Below are 23,391 nucleotides of genomic sequence, written 5' to 3' on the forward strand. Positions count from 1 at the left end.
GCATTTTTGGCGGAGCTGCATTAACCGGGGGAATGTCCGTTTGATGCCGCGCCTATGACGACACACTTCAACCGCTCCTTCACTGGAGCGGTTTTTTTGTTTTTTCAGACACGCTCCAGTGATAGAAGCTCACGTAGCCGCCGTGCATGTGTAAAGCACGGTGCTTGAAACTTTCTTATATGCTCGTATGCCTCCAGGAGGAGTTCTATTTAATCCATGGGAGGTTTTTGTTATGTCTATTATTATGACTCCGCTTCCGGGCAGCCGAAAAGTGTATGTGACAGGCTCAAAGGAAAGCATCCGCGTTCCGATGCGGGAAATTGCGTTAGAGGGAAGTAAGGGAAGAAATGGCGAAGAGCAGCCGAATGAGCCGATACGAGTTTATGATGCTAGCGGTCCATATACGGATGAAGGCTATGATTGGGATGTGCGACGCGGCTTACCAGCCTTTCGCAGCGAATGGATTAACGAACGCGGCGATGTGGAGCATTATGATGGCCGAGAAATAAAGCCGGAGGATAATGGATTTATGACGGAGGATAACATGAAGCAGCGCGGTGCCGAGCGGTTTCCTGGCTTGACAAGACAACCGCTGCGGGCAAAGTCCGGGCGAAATGTAACGCAGCTTCATTATGCTCGGAAGGGGATCATTACCTCGGAGATGGAGTTTATCGCGATTCGCGAGGGAATGAGCCCAGAGGTTGTACGCAGCGAGATTGCTGCAGGGCGTGCGATCATTCCTTCGAACATCAATCATCCAGAAAGCGAGCCGATGATTATAGGACGTCGCTTTCACGTGAAAATCAATGCGAATATCGGTAATTCCGCTGTGGCTTCCTCGATTGAAGAGGAGGTGGAGAAGATGGCATGGGCGACCCGCTGGGGAGCGGATACGATCATGGACTTGTCTACGGGCAAAAATATACATACTACACGAGAATGGATTGTCCGCAATTCACCTGTTCCTGTTGGGACAGTGCCGATTTATCAAGCACTGGAGAAGGTGAACGGCAAGGCGGAAGAGCTAAGCTGGGAAGTATTCCGCGACACGCTTATTGAGCAGGCGGAGCAGGGTGTCGACTATTTTACGATTCATGCGGGTGTGCTGCTGCGTTACATACCGCTCACGGCTAAGCGCGTTACGGGTATTGTCTCACGGGGAGGGTCCATTATGGCCGCATGGTGTCTAGCGCACCACAAAGAGAACTTCCTGTATACGCATTTCGAAGAAATTTGCGAGATTATGAAAACGTATGATGTATCGTTCTCGCTGGGAGACGGACTAAGACCAGGCTCCATCGCCGATGCGAATGATGCTGCGCAGTTTGCCGAGCTAGATACGCTGGGCGAGCTGACAAAGATCGCTTGGAAGCATGATGTGCAGGTCATGATCGAAGGACCGGGCCATGTACCCATGCATCTTATAAAAGAAAATATGGACCGACAGTTGGCGGTTTGCGATGAAGCTCCCTTCTACACGCTAGGTCCGCTTACTACCGATATTGCACCTGGCTATGACCATATTACATCGGCTATCGGAGCAGCCATGATCGGATGGTTCGGTACGGCCATGCTTTGCTATGTTACGCCCAAGGAGCATTTGGGTCTTCCGAATAAAGAGGATGTGAAGGAAGGCGTCATTACTTATAAAATTGCAGCTCATGCAGCTGACTTAGCTAAGGGACATCCAAGGGCCAAACTGCGTGATGATGCTTTGTCCAAGGCGAGGTTCGAGTTCCGGTGGCGTGATCAGTTCCATCTGTCGCTAGACCCTGAGCGTGCGATGGCGTATCACGATGAAACGCTTCCGGCGGATGCAGCGAAATCAGCGCATTTCTGCTCCATGTGCGGCCCTAAGTTTTGCAGTATGCGAATCACTCAGGATATTCGGGAATATGCAGCGCAGAACGATATGGAAACGTCGGAAGCTATTGAGCGAGGGATGAAGGAGAAAGCGGAAGCGTTCAAAGCGGCGGGGAGTATACTTTATGGCTCATGATCAGAATTCGGCATGGTCTGAGCGATATTCCAGACAAACGAGATTTGCGCCGATAGGAGAGGCGGGCCAGCTTAAGCTGGCCGGCTCATCCGTGCTTATCGTCGGTGTTGGCGCGCTTGGCGCTTCGCTTGCTCAGCATATGGTTCGAGCCGGTGTGGGGGAAGTCAGACTGGTGGATCGTGATTTCGTCGAGCCAAGCAATCTGCAAAGGCAAATACTGTTTGATGAATCTGATGCGCTTGCGGTGCTGCCGAAGTCGATCGCCGCTGCAAATAAGCTCCGCCGTATAAACAGCGAGGTTAATATTGTTCCTACGGTAGCCGATGTAAACCAAACGAATGCGAACGAGCTTGCCGCAGGTGCGCAGCTTGTGCTGGATGGAACCGACAATGCAGCTGTTCGGCTCGTCATGAGCGACATATGCTTTCGTCTTGGCATTCCGTTTATTTATGGCGGTATTGCAGGCGCACAAGGCATGAATGCATCTCTCCTGCCAGGGCGAACGGCTTGCTTGCGCTGTTTAATTGGCGCGGAGGAATCTGAAGGCGAGGTTGATACCTGCGATACAGTTGGCGTACTGTCGCCTGCCGTTGAATTTATCGCATCTTTGCAGGCAGCAGAGGCAATTAAATATTTAACGGGCAACAGAGCGGCGATGCGGCAAACCTGGCTAAGCATGGATCTATGGTCGTTTCGGGTACATGAATCGAAGCTGCCGAGAGGGAGAGATGAATGCTCTTATTGTGGAGAGGCTTCGCAGGTACTTGCCAGGGAGCAGGCATCACATGAAAGATCGGCTAATGAACAGGATGCGCACGAAGAAGCAGTCAGCTCTGCTGTCCTTTGCGGAAGGGATACCGTACAGGTAACGATTGACAAGGCATTTGATCTGGAAAAGCTGGAGAAAAGATTAGAAATGCAGGGATGCTTATTAACCGTGAATCGTTATCTTGTGCGAGCCGAGCTTTCATGCAGCAGGCGTCTCGTTATTTTCTCAGATGGACGGGTGCTCGTGCAAGGAACAACGGATGCGGATGACGCTGTAATGCTTTGCAAGAAGTATCTATTGGAGTATTAAATGAATGAATCAAGGAAGGGGTTACAATTGTCTATGGCTATGAGCAAGAAAGCAGGGCTGGATTTTCAATTATACGCCATAACGGCAGAATCGAATCATCCTGGCAGATCCTTGGTTGATGTGATGGAGCAGACGCTTATTGGCGGTGCAGGAATAGTGCAGCTAAGGAATAAAACAGGCACAAGGGAAGAAGTATTGGAGCAGGCGAAAGCACTGCGGATATTGACCAGAAAGTACAATGTGCCGTTCCTCATTAATGATTATGCTGATATTGTCCTTGAAATCGATGCTGAAGGTGTTCATTTAGGGCAAGAGGATATGCCGATAGCCGAAGCGAGGCGGCTGCTGGGTCAGGAACGTATCATTGGAATTTCAACGCATAATTTGCAGCAGGCGAAAGCGGCAGAGCGTGACGGGGCCGATTATATTGGAGTTGGCCCCGTCTTTCCAACAAATACGAAGCCGGGACGGCCTGCTGTCACCACAAGCTATGTCGCGGAGGCAGCTAGGCATATTTCAATCCCTTTTGTAGCGATAGGCGGTATTTCGCCAAGCAATGTGAATGCGGTGCTTGCTGCTGGAGCAAAGCGGATATGCGCTGTATCCTCCATTGTTGGCAGTGATGATCCTGCTGAGGTATGCCGTTCATTTCTAAGACAAATAAATTCGGCAGCATTCGGCTATAAATCGATTACGGTGAATGGACAACAGGAGCAGTCGAGCGCAAGGACAATTGATGAGCTGGTTGTGGAGCTGGGGCAGCAGAACAAAAAGCTTGTTGTCGAGCTTAACGGACAAATCGTGCAGCGTGCACTGTGGGCGGAAACCGTGCTGCACAGTGGTGCGATAGTAGAACTTGTCCATTTCGTGGGAGGAGGCTGATGGGATTGAATGAATGGTTGAAAGGGGATCCACTAACAATCGCGGGCCATAAGCTGCATTCTCGTTTTCTATTTGGAACGGGCCGCTTTCCAAGCCCGGCGGTATTGCAGCAAGCGCTCGATGCATCAGGCTCGGAAGTGATTACGTTCGCGGTTCGGCGTGTCAATCTGGAGAGTACGATGGATGATTCCTTGCTTCAGCATGTGGAAGACAAACCTGTCATTTATTTACCAAATACATCCGGTGCGTCAACAGCGGAGGAAGCGGTTCGAATTGCCCGGCTTGCACGTGCAGCCGGCCTCGGCAGCTGGATCAAGGTTGAGATTAGCGGTGATCCACGCACACTCCTCCCGGACCCTATAGAGACGCTTCACGCAACGAAGCAGCTGGCTGAAGAAGGATTTATTGTATTGCCCTATACGTCAGACGATCCCATATTGTGCCGCAGACTGGAGGAAGCCGGTGCAGCGGCCATTATGCCTGGCGGTTCCCCGATTGGTACAGGTCTCGGATTATTGAACCCCTATAATCTAGGACTTATAGCCGAGCAATCAAATGTGCCTGTTATTATTGATGCGGGCATTGGATCGCCGAAGGATGCGGCGGAGGCGATGGAGCTTGGTGCGGATGGCATACTGGCTAATACGCCGATTGCGAAAGCACAGGACCCAGTAAGAATGGCACATGCTTTCCGATTAGCGATTGAAGCGGGACGACTAGCGTGGCTGGCTGGCCGAATTCCGAAGAAACGCTATGCATCGGCAAGCAGTGATTGGGCAGGCTCATTATATGAACCGGCTGCAGCTGGTTCTGCTAGAAATAGAGGCGAAATGTAATGCCTCAATCTGTTATTGTTTTGGGCGGCGGCATTATCGGATTATCGAGCGCATTTGAAGCTGCGCGCCGAGGCATGCGGGTTACGGTAATCGAGCCCGGAGTTTTTGGCGGTCAAGCGTCAGGGGCGGCGGCAGGCATGCTGGCTCCATTCTCGGAAAATACCGAGCAGCCGGATGACTTCTTTCAGCTTTGTTTGCGCAGCTTGAGAAGCTATCCCAGCTGGATAGCAGCTGTAGAAGAGCTGTCAGGCTTGCAGACAGAGTGGATTCAAAGCGGCAGCATCAATGTATTCATGCATGAAGCGGATGTGCTGCCTATCCATTCGAGATTGCATTGGCAGAACGAATGGGGGGCGGAAGCACAGCTGATTGATGCTGCGCAGCTTCGAGGGCTTGAGCCGCAGCTTGCGGCATCGGCTGTTTCCGGCATATTCCTGCCCCATGAAAGCCATGTGTATGCACCGAAGCTAGTGGCGGCGCTTGAAACGGCATGCCGCAGGCTAGGCGTTGTATTGCTGGATCATGCCGGAGAGATTGACGATGTAGTTGTTCACACAGGCGGGGGCGTAACTATTCGTGCCAGGTCATTGGAGTCAGCCATCCATGCTGATCGGCTAGTCGTATGTGCAGGAGCTTGGGCGGGCGCTTATGAACGTTGGTTCGGACTTTCTATTCCGATACATCCGATACGCGGGCAGATCTGCTCCTTTGAGCATCATACGAATGAGATCAATCATATGGTGTTTTCGAGTCAAGCCTATTGGGTTGGGAAAAAGAATAACAGGCTCATCTGCGGTGCGTCTGAGGATGTCGCAGGCTTCGAAACAAGCGTGACCGAGCGAGGCATCGGCCGATTAATTCGAAGCAGCAATCAGTTGTTTCCCTTTCTAGAGAACAAGCAGACCGCACATCGCTGGGCTGGGCTGCGTCCGGCAACTAGAGACGGCCAGCCGCTGCTTGGTCAGCTGCATTCGGTTCCATCCGTAATAATAGCTGCCGGACATTATCGCAATGGTATTTTATTAAGCCCTGTTACAGCGGCTATCGTTGCTGATTTGCTTGAGGGAAAGGCGAATGATTTCAACATCAACGCATTTTCTCCAAGCCGTTTTACTCTCTAGTCATGGACTTTTTTATTAGATTGAAAATCACAATAAAATCTGCTATATTGAAAACGAGAATCGTTATCAATATAGCGTTTTTTTGTGATTTTTTTATTTTAGCTAAAGTTTACATACAGAAGGGTAGTTAGAAGATGTCATCTCACTCTAATACGAGAACATTGGACAGCGCAAAGCTGCGAACTCGGCCATTTACAGCGTCAATTATTTTGTTTGGAGGAGCAGGAGTTCTACTATTTTCTCTTGCCTTATCCATTTGTGTAGGCGCTGCAAATATTCGTTTATCGACGGTGTGGGAAGCGGTATTTCATTTTAATCCAGATATCATGCATCATCAAATTATTAAAGAGCTGCGTATGCCGCGCGCAATAGCGGGTGCATTGGTAGGCGCAGCGTTCGCGGTCTCTGGAGCTTTGATGCAAGGGATGACACGCAATCCACTTGCAGACTCCAGTCTGCTCGGGGTAAACGCTGGCGCAGCTTTCATGCTGGCGGTCTGCTTCGCTTTTTTTCCAACGATGTCATATATGGGCTTGATGCTGTTCTGTTTTGCCGGTGCGGCTATCGGCCTTGGTTTAGTATATGGAATTGGATCGCTGGCCAAGGGTGGATTAACCCCCGTTCGTCTAACTTTGGCGGGCGCAGCAGTAGGAGCGCTGCTTCTTGCTCTGACGGAAGGGGTCTCCATCTATTACCGAATAGGACAGGATTTAGCGTTCTGGTATGCAGGCGGGCTTTCCGGTACGAAATGGCTGCAAATTCAAGTGGTTGCTCCATGGATGCTGGGCGGGTTAGCTGCTGCTGTAGCTATATCGCGTTCGATTACGCTTCTCAGCCTAGGTGAGGAAATTTCAACGGGACTTGGTCAAAGGACGGGATTAGTGAAAGCGGCAGGAGTGCTTATTGTTCTTCTTTTAGCGGGTGCGGCTGTATCCGCGGTAGGCTCGATTGCCCTCGTTGGCCTTATTATCCCGCATATTGCACGGTTTCTGGTCGGTGTTGATTACCGCTGGGTTATTCCATGCTCGGCTTTACTCGGCAGCTTGCTGATGGTATTTGCCGATATAGGCGCACGCATTATTAACCCGCTGCATGAAACGCCAATCGGCCTTATTATCGCTTTGATCGGCGTTCCCTTCTTCCTATATCTGATTACTAGAATGAAAGGGGAATAGCTTTGGATTCGTTATTCATAAACGCAACCGAGCAGCGCAGAAGAAAACGTTCAATCATTGTGATGAGCACACTCACGCTGCTTATCATTCTCTCATTTATCATTAGTATGAATACCGGACTTATTAGTCTTTCTCCCATAGAGGTCCTCAGAACATTGTTCGGAGCAGGGACGGATATGCAGGAGCTTATTTTATTTGATTTCCGCCTGCCGCGAATCGTTATTTCTATATTAATCGGTGCTGGATTTGCGGTATCAGGATGTATTATTCAAGGCCTTTCTCGCAATCCGCTTGCAGATCCCGGGCTTCTCGGCATTAATGCAGGAGCGGGATTAGCTGTTATTCTCTTCATCGTATATTATCCGACAACGGAGCGCGGTTCTATTTTTTTGATGCCGCTTCTAGCGTTGATTGGAGCATTCTTAACCGCTTTGGTCATCTATTTATTCTCGTATAAGAAACATAAAGGCTTGTTGCCAACCCGCATGGTATTAGTCGGTATAGCTATAGCTGCCGGTATTGTCGCTGTGACTCAAATTTTAACATTAAGGCTTGATCCTAATCGGTATCAATTTTTTGCAGTCTGGATGGCAGGCAGCATCTGGGGAACAAATTGGAAGTATGTACTTGCACTGCTGCCTTGGCTCGTTATTATTGTACCATTCGTGTCTTATAAGGCTAAATCATTAAATGCTCTTAATCTAGGCGACCAGCTGGCGTTAGGGCTAGGCGCTCATGTGAATAAAGAGCGAGCGTGGCTGCTAACTGCCGCGGTTGCCTTGGCAGGCTCATGCGTTGCTGTCGGCGGGGGAATCGGCTTTGTCGGACTTATTTCTCCTCACTTGGCGAGAAGACTCGTCGGACCCAAGCATGAGGTGCTGCTGCCGACATCGGCATTAGTAGGCGCATTGCTTGTAATCGTATCGGATACGCTGGCTCGCTGGGCATTTCAACCGACTGAAATTCCTGTAGGAATCGTAGTTGCTGTCATCGGGGCACCCTATTTTCTATATTTGCTGTCCCGTTCGAAATAATAGATTAATTTTGTTTCAGCCGCGTCAGCTTACGCGGCTTTTTTGTGCTTTTTGTGAAAATGTTTGTTTATCTTCTTAATCTGAGTAGCCAGCCTAGAAGCAGGTGCATATATTGCCTATGACATTTCAGGTGGGAGAAGGAGAGGACAATGGCAAAAAGCAGAAAAGGGAAAAGCCCGAAGGGGCGGAAGCCGCTTTTTTATGTCGATAATCCGAATACTTCCGAGTTAAAGTGGTTGGATGGTTTGAATAAGAAAAAGGCTGAAGTGCAGCCGCAAATAGCCATCATAGCAGAGGATGCGACGGAGCAAAAAGCTAGTATTAATTCAATTATGTCTGTTTTAGAGCCGCCTGTTGAGCAAATAGAGGCTGAATTGGCCTTAGTCGAGCAAGTCGAGCAAATCGAGCATATCGAGCATATCGAGCATATCGAGCAAGTCGAGCAGATGGAGCTTCAAGCCGTGGAAGAGCTTGAGGAGCAAATAAGAAATGTGAGTTATGAAGAGAAACAGGAGAAGATTACAGAAAAACAAAATCCAAATACGTCTACGCCGTTTATCTACACGGATGATTTGGTTGACAAGGCGATTACAGCTGAGAAGATTGCGCCTGGAGCGGTTGACAGCAGCAAGCTTGCAAGCGGCAGTATACAAGCAGGCTCGATTGCCGATTATGCTGTAGAAAACATTCACATCGCAAACGGAGCCGTCAATTCCTCCAAAATTGCAGCCGATTCCATTACTTCCATCCATTTAGTCAACAATGCGATATCCGGTGAAAAAATAGTTGATTATTCCATTTCAGGAAGCAAGCTGCTGGAAGGAAGCGTTACGTCGGATAAGCTTGCTGATCGTACCATCGAGGCTCACAAAATTGCTGAAGGTTCCATTGATTCCAGGCATTTGAAGCCTTTCCTCATTACATCAGAGCTGATTGCAGAGCAAGCCATAACAGCTGACAAGATTAAAAGCGGTGCAATTCAGACGGATAATTTGGCTAATAACGTAATTGACAACTCTAAGCTGTCAGACGGAGCCGTTACGTTGTCAAAGCTTCGCGATGCCAGTGTTTCAAGTGAGAAAATAGCTGCTGAGTCCATTGATTCCCATCATTTGAAACCGGGTATTCTTCTTGCTGAGCATGTCGCAGTCGGGATTATTCAGGGAAAGCATTTAGCCCCTGGCGAAATCGCAGCCGAGCATCTGGTGGAAGGGGCGGTAGGAGCAAGGGAGCTGAGGGAGAGGGCGGTCGGGTCCGAACAATTGGCGGGCGGATCGGTATCTTCCTCTCATCTCCAGACAGCGGCGGTACAAAGCGAGCACATTCGGGCAGGGCAAATAAATAGCAGCCATTTAGCTGAGCAGTCGGTTAACTCTGCGAAGCTTGCGGATCAAGCTGTTTCAACAATTAAGCTTGTAGATCATTCCGTAACGCTATCCAAGCTTTCTGATCAAAGCGTCAACGCTCAAAAGCTGGTCAATGATTCGATACAGAACCGCCACCTAGGAAGAGGTACTATTACCTCCGATAAAATTGCCGATGAGCAAATCAACGGAGTTCATCTAGCAGCAGCAGCGGTTTCAAAAAAGCATATTTCGCCTAATGCTATCTCCAATGAACATTTGCGCAATGGTATCGTAAGCGAGGATAAGCTGGCTCCGCTGGCCGTTAGGGAAGAGCATATTGGCTTTCAAGCTGTTGGAATGGCACAATTAGCCGATGAGTCTATTTCACGGAGCAAGCTGACAGAAGGGGCAGTGGACGGATCGGTTTTGGCAAAAGACTCCGTTCAATCGCAGCATCTGCAGGATGAGATCATTACATTTCAGAAAATAGCGCCAGAAGCGCTTCGGTCTTATCATTTCTCGAAGGCTGCAGTGAAAGAAGAGGCTATATCACCGGATGCTGTGCAAGGAGAGCATTTGCAATCCGGTATTATCGAAGACCGTCATCTTTCGCTGGAGGCTGTAAGTACGGAGAAGCTTCGGGCTGGATCGGTCACAAGTGATAAGCTGGCCTACGAGGCAGTGACGGCGCGGTATATCGGCCCAGGAGCTGTGTTCTCCCATCACTTGGCGGACCATATTGTAAATTCGCTGAAGCTGTCACCGGAATCAGTCACGACGGATAAACTGGCTGATTTAAGCGTATCCGAATCAAAGCTGGCGGACGCAAGCATTACAAGCACGAAGCTCGCCCCGAATGCTGTTTTAGCCAGCCATTTCGCGGAGCAGTCCATTACGGCTAAGCATATTCAATACGAGTCCATTGAATCGGCTCATATTCAAGCGAGAGCAATTGGCGCCGGTCATCTGGCAGCAAAGTCTATTGGAGCAGAAGCTATTCAAGACGGCGCAATTACAGCAAGCAAGCTGTCCAGCGGTGCTGTGCAGGTGAAGCAAATCGCGGATGAAGCTGTGCAGAGCCGACATTTGGCGAATGAAGCTGTACTGGGCATACATTTGAGCGAGAGCAGTGTGCAAAGCATTCATTTGGCGAATGAATCCATTACCGAGGATAAGCTGACAGCAGGAAGCGTCGGGGCAAATCAACTGCAAATAGGCTCCGTCTATGCAGAAGCGATTCAGAATGCGGCGGTTGGTACCGATCAAATCGCTGACGGAGCGGTTACGTCAGATAAAATAGCGAAACTCTCAATTAGTGCTAAGCAGCTTCAGCCTGAATCGATTTATGCGGAGCATTTGACAAGGAATAGCATCGGTGAGCAGGCTCTACAGGAGGGAGCTGTTACACGTGCGAAGCTTGCTTACAATTCGGTAACAAGCGAGCATGTGCAGCTGGAATCGCTTGCCGGAAAGCATTTGAAGTCGGATTCGATACAAGGCTACCATATTCGAAAAGGTACGATTACAGTCGCTCATCTTGGAGACGACGTGCTTGCCTTAAATAAATTAGCTGACAATAGCATTACAGGAAGCAAGCTAAAGCGGGGAACGATCGGCATCGAGCAGCTTGCTGCGTTCAGCGTAGGCAGTGAACAGCTAACGTCCAGCAGTGTTACGGGAGATAAGCTGGCGAGTGGAAGCGTAGATACGGAGCAGCTTGCCACGGGCAGTGTAACGGGAGAAAAGCTGGCGAGTGGAAGTGTAGGAACGGAGCAGCTTGCCGCGGGCAGCATCACTGCAGAAAAGCTTGCGCTTGGCAGTGTGGGAACGGATCAGTTGTCATCGGGCAGCGTAACGACAGATAAGCTGGCGCATGGCAGTGTAGGAACGGAACAGCTGTCAACGGGCAGCATCACTGCAGAAAAGCTTGCGCTTGGCAGTGTGGGAACGGATCAGTTGTCATCGGGCAGCGTAACGACAGATAAGCTGGCGCATGGCAGTGTAGGAACGGAACAGCTGTCAACGGGCAGCATCACTGAAGAAAAGCTTGCGCTTGGCAGTGTAGGAACGGATCAGTTGTCATCGGCCAGCGTAACGACAGATAAGCTGGCGCATGGCAGTGTAGGAACGGAACAGCTGTCAACGGGCAGTGTGACGACAGAAAAGCTTGCGCTTGGCAGCGTAGGAACGGAGCAGTTGTCAACGGGCAGCGTAACGACAGAAAAGCTGGCGCATGGCAGTGTAAGAATGGAACAGCTGTCAACGGGCAGTGTGACGATAGAAAAGCTTGCGCTTGGCAGCGTAGGAACGGAGCAGTTGTCATCGGCCAGCGTAACGTCAGATAAGCTTGGAATTGGCAGCGTAGAAACGGAGCATCTAGTCACGGGCAGCGTAACGAAAGATAAGCTGGCGCATGGCAGTGTGGGAACGGAGCAGTTGTCAACGGGCAGTGTGACGACAGATAAGCTTGGAATTGGCAGCGTAGAAACGGAGCATCTAATCACGGGCAGCGTAACGAAAGATAAGCTGGCGCATGGCAGTGTGGGAACGGAGCAGTTGTCAACAGGTAGTGTGACGACAGATAAGCTGACTGCAGGAAGCGTCGGGTCAGACCAACTTCAAATAGGCTCTGTATATGCAGAAGCGATTCAGCATGCTGCGGTTGGGACCGATCAGATCGCTAACGGAGCGATTACGTCAGATAAAATAGCGAATCTTTCCATTAATGCGATGCTGCTTCAACCTGAATCGGTTCATGAGGTGCATTTGACAGCGGGGAGCATCGGCGAGCAGGCTCTGCAGGAGGGAGCCGTAACGCGTACGAAGCTGGCTCTGAATTCGGTAACAAGCGAGCATGTGCAGCTGGAGTCGCTTGCCGGCAAACATTTGAAGTCGAATTCGATACAAGGCTATCATATTCGAAAAGGAACGATTACAGTCGCTCATCTGGGAGACGACATCCTTGCATTCAATAAAATAGCTGACAATAGTATTGCAGGTATCAAGCTAAAGCAAGGGGCAATCGGCACCGAGCAGCTTGCTGCGGACAGCGTGGGAACGGAGCAACTAACAACAGGCAGCGTAACGGCAGATAAGCTTGCGCTTGGCAGCGTAGGAACGGAGCATCTAGTCACGGGCAGCGTTACAGCAGATAAGCTGGTACTAGGGATCGTGGGAACGGAGCAACTGTCAACGAGCAGCGTAACGAAAGATAAGCTTGCGCTTGGCAGTGTAGGAACGGAGCAGCTTGCCACGGGCAGCGTAACGACAGATAAGCTGTCACTTGGCAGTGTGGGAACGAAGCAACTGTCAACGGGCAGCGTAACGACAAAAAAGCTTGCGCTTGGGAGCGTAGGAACGGAGCATCTAGTCACGGGCAGCGTAACGATAGATAAGCTGTCGCTTAGCAGTGTAGGAACGGAGCAGCTTGTCACGGGTAGTGTAACAACAGAAAAGCTTGCGCTTGGGAGCGTAGGAACGGAGCAGCTTGCCACGGGCAGCGTAACGAAAGATAAGCTGTCGCTTGGCAGTGTAGGAACGGAGCATCTAGTCACGGGCAGTGTAACGACAGAAAAGCTTGCGCTTGGGAGCGTAGGAACGGAGCAGCTTGCCACGGGCAGCATAACAACAGAAAAGCTGACGCTTGGCAGCATAGGAACGGAGCAGCTTGCCACGGGCAGCGTAACAACAGAAAAGCTGTCGCTTGGCAGCGTAGGAACGGAGCATCTAGTTTCGGGCAGTATAACGACAGAAAAGCTGGCATATGAAAGTGTAGATACAGAGCAGCTTGCCATGGGCAGTGTAACGACAGATAAGCTGGCAATCGGAAGCGTAGACACAGAGCAAATATCGGCAGGCAGTATAACGACAGATAAGCTTGCAAGTGGAAGCGTAGGAACGGAGCAGATTGCGACAGGCAGCGTAACGACAGATAAGCTTGCGAGTGGAAGCGTAGGAACGGAGCAGCTAACAAAGGGCAGCGTAACTTCAGATAAGCTGGCGTATGAAATCGTAGATACGGAGCACCTTGCCACGGGCAGTGTAACGACAGAAAAGCTGGCAATCGGATGCGTAGATACAGAGCAAATTTCAGCCGGCAGCATAACGATGGATAAGCTGGAATTTGGAAGTGTAGGAACGAAGCAGCTTGTTTCGCACAGCGTAACGACAGATAAGCTGGCGCCGGGAAGCGTAGGAACGGAGCAACTAGCCGCGAGCAGCATCACGGCAGATAAGCTTGCCCCAGGTTTGCTGCCTGAATACACTTTAGGCTTAGCGACTATTCAGTCGGATCATATCGCGAATAACGCAATATCAGGAAACCATATCCAGCAGCAATCCATTGAACTGTCTGCATTACGGTTCTCGCCGGTTATTACAGCTTCAGGGAACGGAGTTGTTAAGCAGCAGTTCGGACTATGTCCTTACAGCTTTGAAGCTCAAGCGGAGCAGGTTGAGCTCACCCTGTCTTTCGAAGAGCCTTTTGCAGACAATTGTTATGTTTTAACGGTTTCGACAGATCATACTGCTTGCTATGCAGTCGTCCATTCAAAATCAATCGATAAAGCGGCTATAAACATTATTCGCACTCGTATTAGTCAAGAACCAAGTGGCTATATAAACTGGATTGCGATTGGCAAAGGGTAGTCGACACATCCACATTTGGCCAATAACAAGATAAACTACAGGTAATCTGACTAAGCAGGATTTTGAACGTAAGCAGCATACGTCGAAATCCTGCTTTTGTTTATATCAGCCTAACTGTGCGATCTGTGATACGGGCTATGTGATGCAAATGAGTTTATGAAGAATTGGAGAGATAACAAATGAGACGAAAAAAAAGTCCCGCAACACGTCTCACAAACACTTCTGCTTTACGCAATCAAGCACAAAAACGCCTTGAAAAATATAAACAAGGCCATAAAGAGGGGTATGAACAGGGTCTCCAAGCAGGCAGGGAAAGCTACCAAGCTTATTTCGAAGGCACAAGCATAATCATCCCCGTTTGTAATAGTATTGAAGCGATTAAGATTTGTATAGAAGGCATTATGGATCATACCAATCTCCCCTATGAGATCATTGTCATAGATAATGGTTCCAAAGATGGGCTCGAGCGCTATTTGAAGCAATTAGATGGACAGGTGAGATACCGAATATTGGATGAGAAAACAAGCTTTACTGGCGCTGCGAATAGAGGCTTTATGATGGCCAAGGGAACGACAATTCTATTGATGAGCCATCGAATTGTCCCAACAGAGAATTGGCTTGATAATTTGCTGCTTTGCTTGCACAGTGATCATCGAATCGGAATGGTTGGGCCGGTATCAAATGGACTAAGCGAGAATCAAAGGGTAGAAGCAGAATTTGATGATTTGGAAGAAGTGTATGAATTCGCATGCGTTAATAATGTAAGCGACCACAACAAATGGCAGCGTACATCATTTCTGAGCAAAGAATGCTTATTATTTCGACGTGAGCTGCTAGAGAAAGTTGGCTATTGGGATGAAGCCTGTCTAGAGGGACCTTACAATGAATTGGATTACTGCCATCGCGTGAGCTTACTGGGATATATTCTGAAATGCGCGGGAGATTCGTACGTATATGTCGATAAAGAAGATAAGTTGGAGGGAGATTCTACTCTTTTGTATGAAGAGCAATTACAAGCTTCTAAGCAATATTATATGGAAAAATGGCAGCAATTCAGCGAAGCAGAGTTCAACGAACAACCTTTTTCTTATCGTTCGGAGGAGGTCAGTAGACGGAGATTTGGCGAAGCTGCTTTTTTTCCGCAGGAAATGGTGGTAAAGGGATTGAATGGCAGTATGTACTGGATAGAAGCGGGAGTAAGAAGACCGATAGAAGGACAATGGAATCCGTCTACTATGTCTATCAATACGCTATCGCAACTGGATTTATGGAGATGGCCTATGGGTGAGCCGATATTAGCTGCACAATTGTCGAATCGTCTGGGCATGGGTAATTCGGATGAAGTGGCCTCATATCATGGGAAGGTGTATGAGGCGGCTGAAGGAGTCTGGTATTATATAGAAAATGGTGAAAAACGGCTGATCATAAGCCAGTTGGCAAAAAAGGCATGGGGCTTAAACGATTGTTTGCAGATCTCATTGTCAGACGCGGAACTGCGAGCTCTGCCGGACGGATTGCCTATTATTGCACCGATACGTTTATTTCAAGCCTTGTAGAGCCTTGTAGCTTATGTTTCAGTACCACCAGCAGGTATCGTGCATAATCTGTAGGAGTGAGGACGGAAGTGGATTTGCAGCGTGAAATTACAGTAATGAAACTCAGGAGGCGATTGAGTGTTGCTTAAGAGTAGACTTACTTCAGCACAGAGAACGAAAGAACGTGCAGCAGTTCCGAGTAAAAGGACAAATCGAAGTAATCAGACAAACCAAAATACACTCCTTCGTAGAAAAAAGACATATAGAGAGCGTCTGACTCAAAAGGAGAACGAGCGAGCAAGCCTTGGGCTTACCTATAATGAAGGCTTTAATACCGGTTTTGCAAAAGGCTTTGAGGACGGGCATCAAGCTGCCTATGAGCAGCAGCTATAATGGGCGCAGCATTTAAGCCTTATATCACATATTGTTTCTGATTGGAGCAGAAACGATGTGATATAAGGCTTTTTGGCTCTATTTACAAAGACCAGCGAAGGACAACTCCTGCTTGTGTCAATCCGCCACCGAAGCCGTACAGGAGCATAAGTTGACCAGGTTTTATTTTATTGGCTTTTACGGCTTCATCGATCGCAAGCGGAATGGATGCGGCAGAGGTGTTGCCGAATGCCCTAATACTCGTTAGTGTTTGATCAATTGAAAAGCCGGTACTTTCGCATAGGGATGTAATGATACGCATATTCGCGCTATGCGGAATGAACCAATCGATATCCGTTGTGGTTAGCTTGCTCCGTTCCAGCAGCTCGCATACGCCGGCAGCTACTTGAGTGACTACCCAGCGGTACACCTCCCGTCCATTCTGAACAATTAAACCGTTCGTTTGAATCGGGTGCTCCCCTAACATAGGTGCTAAGCTGCTGCGATAAAGCATATGCCCTTGCGCGCCGTCCGTTTTGCTGTGAACAGCAATCACGTTTCCTTGGCCGTCATTGCTCGCTTCCATTAGGAATGCGCCAGCTCCATCGCCAAATAATATGCAAGTCGTACGGTCAGTGTAATCGGTAATTTTCGATAGCGTCTCAGCTCCGATAATGAGAATTTTCCGATATGCGCCTGAAAGCAGCAAGCCGTTCGCTAATTGAATGCCTGCAGCAAAGCCCGCGCAAGCAGCTTGCAAATCCATAGCTCCACTGCTATTCATGCCAAAGTGTGCTTGTACCTGTGAAGCTACGCTAGGAAATATGGCATCAGGTGTAGAGGTCGCAACAATAACATAATCAACATCTGTTACTGTTACAGCATAGCGTTCAATCATGTTATGAACAGCGGCGAAGCATAGATCGCTTGTGAATTGATTATCGGAAGCAATGCGTCGTTCTTGAATGCCGGTTCGCTGCATGATCCATTCATCATTCGTATCAACGAGCTTTTCTAAATCAGCATTTGTTAAAATTCGATCAGGAACATATGTGCCGATTGCGGTAATGACGGCATTCGAGTGAATGGCAGAAGTTTTTGCTTCATACATACACAACACCTTCCTCTCAAAATTAGTACCAAGTACTAGTATCTGATACCAATTTACTTCAATATTTTTATTTTGTCAAATAAGAAGCAATGTATAGTCTGATCGTGAGAAGCGAACGCTAAGTACGGGTCTGAAATCTATTCAAACGGAAATGGAGGATGACTAAATGCGCAAAAAATTAGCTGTATTGTCAGCTGGTGTGCTGCTTAGTACGATGCTGGCGGGCTGTATGGCAAATCACGGTGAGCTAGGGAACAAAGACATTCGTTCGAACAGTATAAGGTATGATGCAAACGGCAATATATTGAGTAATAAAAGATTCGCGAATGATCAAAGCAACGAAATGAACCGTATGTACGGCCGCAGAATGAACAGCAATAATATTGTCGGCTCGCACAAAAATTATCGTATGGAAATGAACGAGAAAATAGCCGAGAACATTAATCGTATGGATGAAGTCAAAGCTTCCTATGTCATGATGACTGACAGAAATGCTTATGTGGCCGTATCCTTAGATCAGGGCGAACATAACATTAATTCCAAAATGATGAGCAGAACGAATACCAGCAAAGAGGGCGCGAAGCTAAGCAGACAAATGAGCAGCCTCTCGACAGGCCATCATATGCTAACTGATCAACTAAAAGATAAAATATCGCAAGACATCAAACGTGTTAAACCAACTGTAGAGCATGTTTACGTATCAGCAAACCCGGATTTTGTGGGACGAATGAATGCTTATATGAATGATGTCAAGCTGGGGCGTCCAATTCAAGGCTATATTGCAGAGTTTAACGCGATGGTGGAGCGGGTTTTCCCGGCAAAGCCTAGTGAAAATGGATTAAAGAGCATGAGTATCAAGAATCAAACCTATATTTACGATTAATCGTTTATACAAGATCAATCAGATAAATGACTAACGGCTCTTAGGGTGAATAAATCCTAAAAGCCGTTTTTTTGTTCTAGGTTAATGGTCCAAACGATTATAGGTATTTTTCATATACTATCCCAATCCAACTTTGACATTGCATATGCGAACACGTTACATGAGGGATAATATCCAGACTGGTTTAATATATAGGAGGTGATTGAATGATTTTTGGAACGGTTTCGAGCGCTGGGCATCTGCCGAGAGCAATGGTTATGGCTCGGTCAATCAAAGAGCATATGCCGGAAAGTAAAGTCGTCATCGGAATTATTGAAGATACGATGCCGTTAGAGGCTGCCCACTGTCCCTATTTCGATGAGGCGGTTCTCGTAAAGAACATGACAATGTACCCTAATTATCGCAAATTTTTCTTTCAATATAGGGAAAAGGAGGCTGCAGGCTCGAGCAAGGCGCAAGTGATGAAGTATATCTACGATAAGTATGCAGATGAGCAGCTTCTGGTGTATATGGATTCGGATATGAAGGTCATGTCTCCGTTTACTGAGCTTTCTGCCATAGCTGAGAATCATCCCGTTATTATTACAGGCCATCATATTAATCCAGACCAGTTTGATTATATGCAATTACCTGATTTCCAGGTTCGCGGTATATATAATTCAGGTTTTCTCGCGTTCAAAAGACATCCAGTCGCAGAGAAGTATTTGAACTGGTGGGGGAAGCTATGCGAGCGAAACGGTTATATCGAACCTAGTGAAAAGATATACACCGATCAAGTGTGGCTGGATCTCGCGCATAATTATTTCGATGATGTCTATGCACTGCGGCATCCTGGCTATAATGTTGGGCCGTGGAATATAGAGGAGCGCTGGAATATTGATCAAGAGGGATCGAAGGCGTATACGATTGATGGCAGCGCGCTTCGATGCGTTCATTTTTCCTTTAATTTTCTTGAGGCTGCTTCTTGGATTGATGAAAGCAAGGGGTGTATATATAACGATATTTATAATGAATATGCAGAAGAGCTGGAAGAGATGGGACAAAGCAGAATGAGCAAAATACCTTGGAGTTATAGCTTCTTCACAAGCGGTGAGCAGATTGCAGACAAAGCTAAAACTGCCTATCGTAAGCATTATTATGATAATCCAGAAATCGACAACCCATTTTCTTTGTCGAATTCGTTTTTCGTGGAAGAGGCAGGAAATAGTAAAGAGAACAAAGGGACAGCGCCTCAGCCTCTTAAGCGTGGAAAAAAAACGCGTTTGAAAACGAAAAGTATAGTTTTAAAGAGGCTAACATCTAAGAGACAGAAGCAAAGCAGAGCAAAAAGGCCAAGAGTGCTGCAACGGAAACGGAGCGCATAAGAAGCTTGATTCGTTTCGGTGAATAGGAGGAATAGAACGGACGAAGTAGGCGTCTTATGAAGAGACGCCTTTTTTGATTATTTTCCCCCTCAAATATTGTTGACCATGCTAGTATTATCCTATACAGTGATAATGTATTTCACTGTAAAAGCTTATACTAATTGCCGATATGGGGTGGAAATCAGAACGATGATGAAAATATGTACTCGCACTGCCATAACTATCCTTCTCCTAACCCTTCTTTGGCCTGCTGTTGTCGGTCATGCCGCCAGCAATCTTCTGAAAAATGCAAGCTTCGAGAATGTAACTAACGGCGCTCCCGACGATTGGAGCCATGATGCATATTTAATGGAAGAACATATAACGGCTTATTCTCTTACTGACAGCGATGCGCATACGGGACAATATTCCGCCATGCTGGAAAACCGGGAAGCTAATCACTCGCGTTGGACGCAAACGCTTAGCGTTAAGCCGAAATCGATTTATAAGATCTCCGGCTATGTGAAGACAGAGGGAATTGGCCCTGACGGTGCCGGCGCACTTCTTTATGTAGACGGAGTGGCGGTGAACTATCCCGAAGTGCGGGATACGAAAGGCAAATGGGAGCATGTGTACTTCTATGCCAAGACGGGCAAGGAGCAGAAGAGCATTGTAATCGGTGCTAGTCTTGGCGGTTATGGAAGCATCAATACAGGCAAGGCTTATTTCGATGATTTAAGCGTTGAGAAGGTATCCCGTGCGCCTGCAGGCGCCGAGGTATTCAGCTTAATGGGAACAGAGCAAAGCGGAGATACAGAAAATGCGGGCAATGCGGGTGCGGTTCTCCCTGCGTTATTAATAACTGCTTTGTTTTGTATCCTATTTTATATCGTATATAATAAGCTGCTTCGAGACCGGAGCTGGCTCCGGGACAAGCATCGCTTCCAGAAGCTGCCGATTATGGTTGCTTTAATAGCGGCCCTTGTCCTTCGAATCGCAATCGCCATTTCGAACAAAGGTTATGCCAATGATATAGCTCTATTCATGTCATGGGCCAACCATGCTTGGACGCAAGGCCTTTCCGGCTTTTATCATACAGGTACATTCGTAGATTACCCGCCGGGTTATATTTATATCCTCTATCTATTAGGTGCCGTTAAAAGTATGCTGGCACTTGATTCGTCGTCGAAAGCAGCCCTTCTGTTATTCAAATTGCCCGCTATATTAGCAGATTTAGCTGCGGGTTATCTCATTTATAGGTTGTCCAAAAAGAAAACAGATGCTATTTTTGCGCTGGGGATCGCGATTATTTTCTTATTTAATCCAGCTATCATTGTTGATTCCGCTGCATGGGGCCAAGTAGACTCCATATTTGCGCTTGTACTTGTGCTGTCCATACATGGTCTATCCGAGAACAAGATCGAGCGAGCTTCTGTATGGTTTGCCATTGCAGCATTAATTAAACCTCAGGCGTTTATTTTTATGCCAGTGCTGCTGCTTTGGTTTATTTATCGAAGGGCCTGGAAACAAATTCCGGTCAGCGCCTTCTACGGGTTTACTACTTTTATAGTGCTTGCTTTGCCTTACTTCTGGGGGAATGGCGGTTTATCAGCTCTTATTGATCTGTATAAAGGGACGCTTTCTTCTTATCCGTACGCTACGCTGAATGCCTTTAATATTTATGCATTAAGCAATGCGAATTGGAAGCCGATAACGGATACTTGGCTGCTGTTTTCATTTCAAACCTGGGGCAACTTTTTCATTGGCGCAGCCGTATTGCTTGCCATTTTCTTCGCTCTTGCGAAGGGAAAAGGCAGCGATTCCAATCGATCCACTTATGTAGCGATGGTTCTGATTGCCGTTGTATTTATAGGTGTTACGAAAATGCATGAGCGTTATATGTTCCCTATTATTTTGCTCGCTATTCTAGCTTTTATCCAATCTTTAGATCGTAGAATGCTGAACGTATATTTGGGATTCAGCATTACTAACTTCATTAATATGATTTATGTGCTTGATTACAGCAAGGTCAGCACGAATGTACCGTTTAACGGCATTGTTCTGCTGTGCTCCACCGCAAATATCGCTCTGATGCTTTATCTGCTGTATCTTGGCTATGAGAGCTACATACGCGGCAGGGAAACGCCAATTATACCGATTCTTGAAGCGAATAGAATAGAAGCAGACACGAGGATGTTAGCGGAATTTAAAGTGGAGGCTGTTACAAGAGCAAAAAGTGAAGTGAAAAGACTGGGGCGTAAGGACTGGATATGGATGGGGGGCATTACACTCATTTATGCCGTTGTGGCCTTGTATCAGCTCGGAGATATGAAAGGGCCGGAAACAGCGTGGCAGCCTTCCGCATCTGGTGAAGACTTCATTATTGATCTGGGAGAGGTGAAGCAGCTTGACCGGATCAACAGCTTCGGCGGGGTTGGTACCGGAAAATTTAAATATGAATTCAGCAGTGACGGCACGGAATGGGACCATGTCATGGAAATCGAAAGCAGCCATGTTGCTGTTTTTAAGTGGAACACTCAGCCGGCAGCATTGCAAGCACGCTATATTAAGCTTTCGACTATTCAGACCGGTTTCTCCATGCATGAGCTCGCCATTTATGAGCAAGGAAGCAAGGAGCCGCTGCCGATCATCGGAATTAATGATCGGGAAGAAGCGAGTCCCAAAAGAGGGAGCATCTCGTTATTGTTCGACGAGCAGCAGCTTGCTGTATATGAATCGACCTTTATGGACAGCTCCTATTTTGATGAAATCTATCACGCACGAACAGCGTATGAGCATTTAGAGCATATAGTGGCTTATGAGAATACGCATCCGCCGTTAGGGAAGATCATCATCGCGCTTGGAATCAAGCTGTTTGGATTGAATCCATTCGGCTGGCGCATCGCAGGCACTCTTTTTGGTATTGCTATGCTGCCTTTAATGTATTTATTTGCAAGAAGGCTGTTTAGCAGCTATGTTTATGCCGCTCTGGCAACAGCTCTGTTTGCTGCCGATTTTATGCATTTCACGCAAACGCGTATTGCTACCATCGATGTGTACGGTGTGTTTTTCATTCTGCTTATGTTCTATTTCATGCACAAGTATTATACATTAAGCTTTTATCGCGTAAAGCTTGGTGCAACGCTCGTGCCGCTCTTCTTGGCGGGACTATTTTTTGGAATAGGCGTTGCATCCAAATGGATAGTTCTATACGGCGGAGCTGGGTTAGCGGTTATGCTTGGCCTTTCTTTGTTCGAACGATATAAGCAGTATGCAGCTGCAAAGCGAGTGCTGCGCAATGGTGGAGCGCAGGAGCAGCTGTTTGTGAGAGAGAAGCTTCAGCAGATCATTCACGTATTTCCACGATATACAACAATTACTATATTGATTTGTTTGGTGTTTTATATCGTTATTCCGATCGCTATATATGCGCTGTCCTACATTCCGGTGCTGACCGTTATGAGTGAGGGCTATACGGTTAAAAGCTTAATCGATTACCAGAAGCATATGTTTAGTTACCATAGCAATCTAGTATCAACACATCCTTTCTCCTCGTCTTGGTGGGAATGGCCGTTTATGAAAAGACCGGTTTGGTACTATTCAGGCGACAATTTGCCAGCAGGCCTGAAGTCAACCATTGTAGCGATGGGCAATCCAATTATTTGGTGGGGCGGAATCTTAGCAATGCTCGCAACGATATGGATAAGCATAAAGCGCTCAGATAAAGCTATTTATACAATATGGATTGCATTCCTTGCGCAATATATACCTTGGATGCTCGTTACGCGGCTGACATTCCTTTATCATTATTTTGCAATGGTGCCATTCATCATCCTTAGCTTGGTGTATATATTTAAGGTGCTGGAAGAGAAAAATGCTGTCTACAAGCGTTTGCGACATGCCTTCTTAGTTGTAGCGATCCTTTTGTTTATTATGTATTATCCGGCTTTGTCTGGCATGACTGTACAAAGCTGGTATGTAGAGCATGTGCTGCGCTGGTTCCCAAGTTGGTTTTTCTAAGAAAGGAGG

At 47.5% G+C, this 23,391-nt stretch carries 14 protein-coding genes; 13 read left to right on the plus strand and 1 reads right to left on the minus strand.

Features of this window, described 5'->3' with window-relative positions; translation table 11 throughout:
- The first annotated feature begins 232 nt into the window (after positions 1–232).
- The 10 genes from thiC (at position 233) to CEF13_RS07810 (ending at position 16,046) form a co-directional block, all read left to right on the plus strand.
- Positions 233–1,999: a phosphomethylpyrimidine synthase ThiC gene (gene thiC / locus CEF13_RS07765; protein WP_102710159.1), complete on the plus strand. Its 1,767-nt coding sequence runs from the start codon at positions 233–235 to the stop codon at positions 1,997–1,999.
- Positions 1,989–3,077 (plus strand): ThiF family adenylyltransferase, encoded by a 1,089-nt coding sequence (locus tag CEF13_RS07770; protein ID WP_102710160.1) that lies wholly within the window; start codon positions 1,989–1,991, stop codon positions 3,075–3,077. Before thiC ends, CEF13_RS07770 begins: the two co-directional genes overlap by 11 nt.
- Before the next feature lie 33 nt (positions 3,078–3,110).
- On the plus strand, positions 3,111–3,959 hold the full coding sequence (gene thiE / locus CEF13_RS07775; RefSeq protein ID WP_244917057.1) for a thiamine phosphate synthase: 849 nt from the start codon (positions 3,111–3,113) through the stop codon (positions 3,957–3,959).
- Entirely contained in the window at positions 3,959–4,795 is an 837-nt protein-coding gene (locus CEF13_RS07780) for a thiazole synthase (RefSeq protein WP_102710161.1), read from the plus strand. The genes thiE and CEF13_RS07780 overlap by 1 nt, the downstream gene beginning before the upstream one ends.
- Positions 4,795–5,916 carry a glycine oxidase ThiO gene (gene thiO / locus CEF13_RS07785; protein ID WP_102710162.1) on the plus strand — a complete coding sequence of 374 codons (1,122 nt, stop codon included), beginning with the start codon at positions 4,795–4,797 and terminating at the stop codon, positions 5,914–5,916. Before CEF13_RS07780 ends, thiO begins: the two co-directional genes overlap by 1 nt.
- A gap of 134 nt (positions 5,917–6,050) precedes the next feature.
- Complete coding sequence (locus CEF13_RS07790; protein WP_102710163.1) at positions 6,051–7,091, plus strand: FecCD family ABC transporter permease; 1,041 nt, start codon at positions 6,051–6,053, stop codon at positions 7,089–7,091.
- Positions 7,092–7,153: 62 nt separating this feature from the next.
- Positions 7,154–8,125, plus strand: coding sequence for a FecCD family ABC transporter permease (locus tag CEF13_RS07795; protein WP_102716270.1), 972 nt, complete (start codon positions 7,154–7,156; stop codon positions 8,123–8,125).
- A gap of 149 nt (positions 8,126–8,274) precedes the next feature.
- Complete coding sequence (locus CEF13_RS07800) at positions 8,275–14,118, plus strand: WIAG-tail domain (protein WP_102710164.1); 5,844 nt, start codon at positions 8,275–8,277, stop codon at positions 14,116–14,118.
- A gap of 179 nt (positions 14,119–14,297) precedes the next feature.
- Positions 14,298–15,674: a glycosyltransferase family 2 protein gene (locus CEF13_RS07805; protein ID WP_102710165.1), complete on the plus strand. Its 1,377-nt coding sequence runs from the start codon at positions 14,298–14,300 to the stop codon at positions 15,672–15,674.
- A 120-nt stretch (positions 15,675–15,794) separates the two neighbouring features.
- Complete coding sequence (locus tag CEF13_RS07810; protein WP_146022687.1) at positions 15,795–16,046, plus strand: hypothetical protein; 252 nt, start codon at positions 15,795–15,797, stop codon at positions 16,044–16,046.
- Between the two features lie 82 nt (positions 16,047–16,128).
- Here CEF13_RS07810 and CEF13_RS07815 read toward each other — a convergent pair whose 3' ends face one another.
- A complete protein-coding gene (locus tag CEF13_RS07815; protein WP_102710167.1) occupies positions 16,129–17,136 on the minus strand; it encodes a ketoacyl-ACP synthase III in 1,008 nt (335 codons plus the stop codon).
- Between the two features lie 166 nt (positions 17,137–17,302).
- Between CEF13_RS07815 and CEF13_RS07820 the strand changes: the two genes are divergently transcribed.
- The 3 genes from CEF13_RS07820 to CEF13_RS07830 all read left to right on the plus strand — a co-directional run bounded on the left by CEF13_RS07820 (position 17,303) and on the right by CEF13_RS07830 (position 23,382).
- Entirely contained in the window at positions 17,303–18,019 is a 717-nt protein-coding gene (locus CEF13_RS07820; protein WP_102710168.1) for a YhcN/YlaJ family sporulation lipoprotein, read from the plus strand.
- 206 nt (positions 18,020–18,225) lie between these two features.
- Positions 18,226–19,383 (plus strand): hypothetical protein, encoded by a 1,158-nt coding sequence (locus CEF13_RS07825; RefSeq protein WP_102710169.1) that lies wholly within the window; start codon positions 18,226–18,228, stop codon positions 19,381–19,383.
- A 189-nt stretch (positions 19,384–19,572) separates the two neighbouring features.
- Entirely contained in the window at positions 19,573–23,382 is a 3,810-nt protein-coding gene (locus tag CEF13_RS07830) for a phospholipid carrier-dependent glycosyltransferase (protein WP_102710170.1), read from the plus strand.
- The last annotated feature ends 9 nt before the right edge of the window (positions 23,383–23,391 follow it).

The sequence above is a fragment of the Paenibacillus castaneae genome (assembly GCF_002884445.1).
Taxonomy (GTDB): Bacteria; Bacillota; Bacilli; order Paenibacillales; family Paenibacillaceae; genus Pristimantibacillus; species Pristimantibacillus castaneae.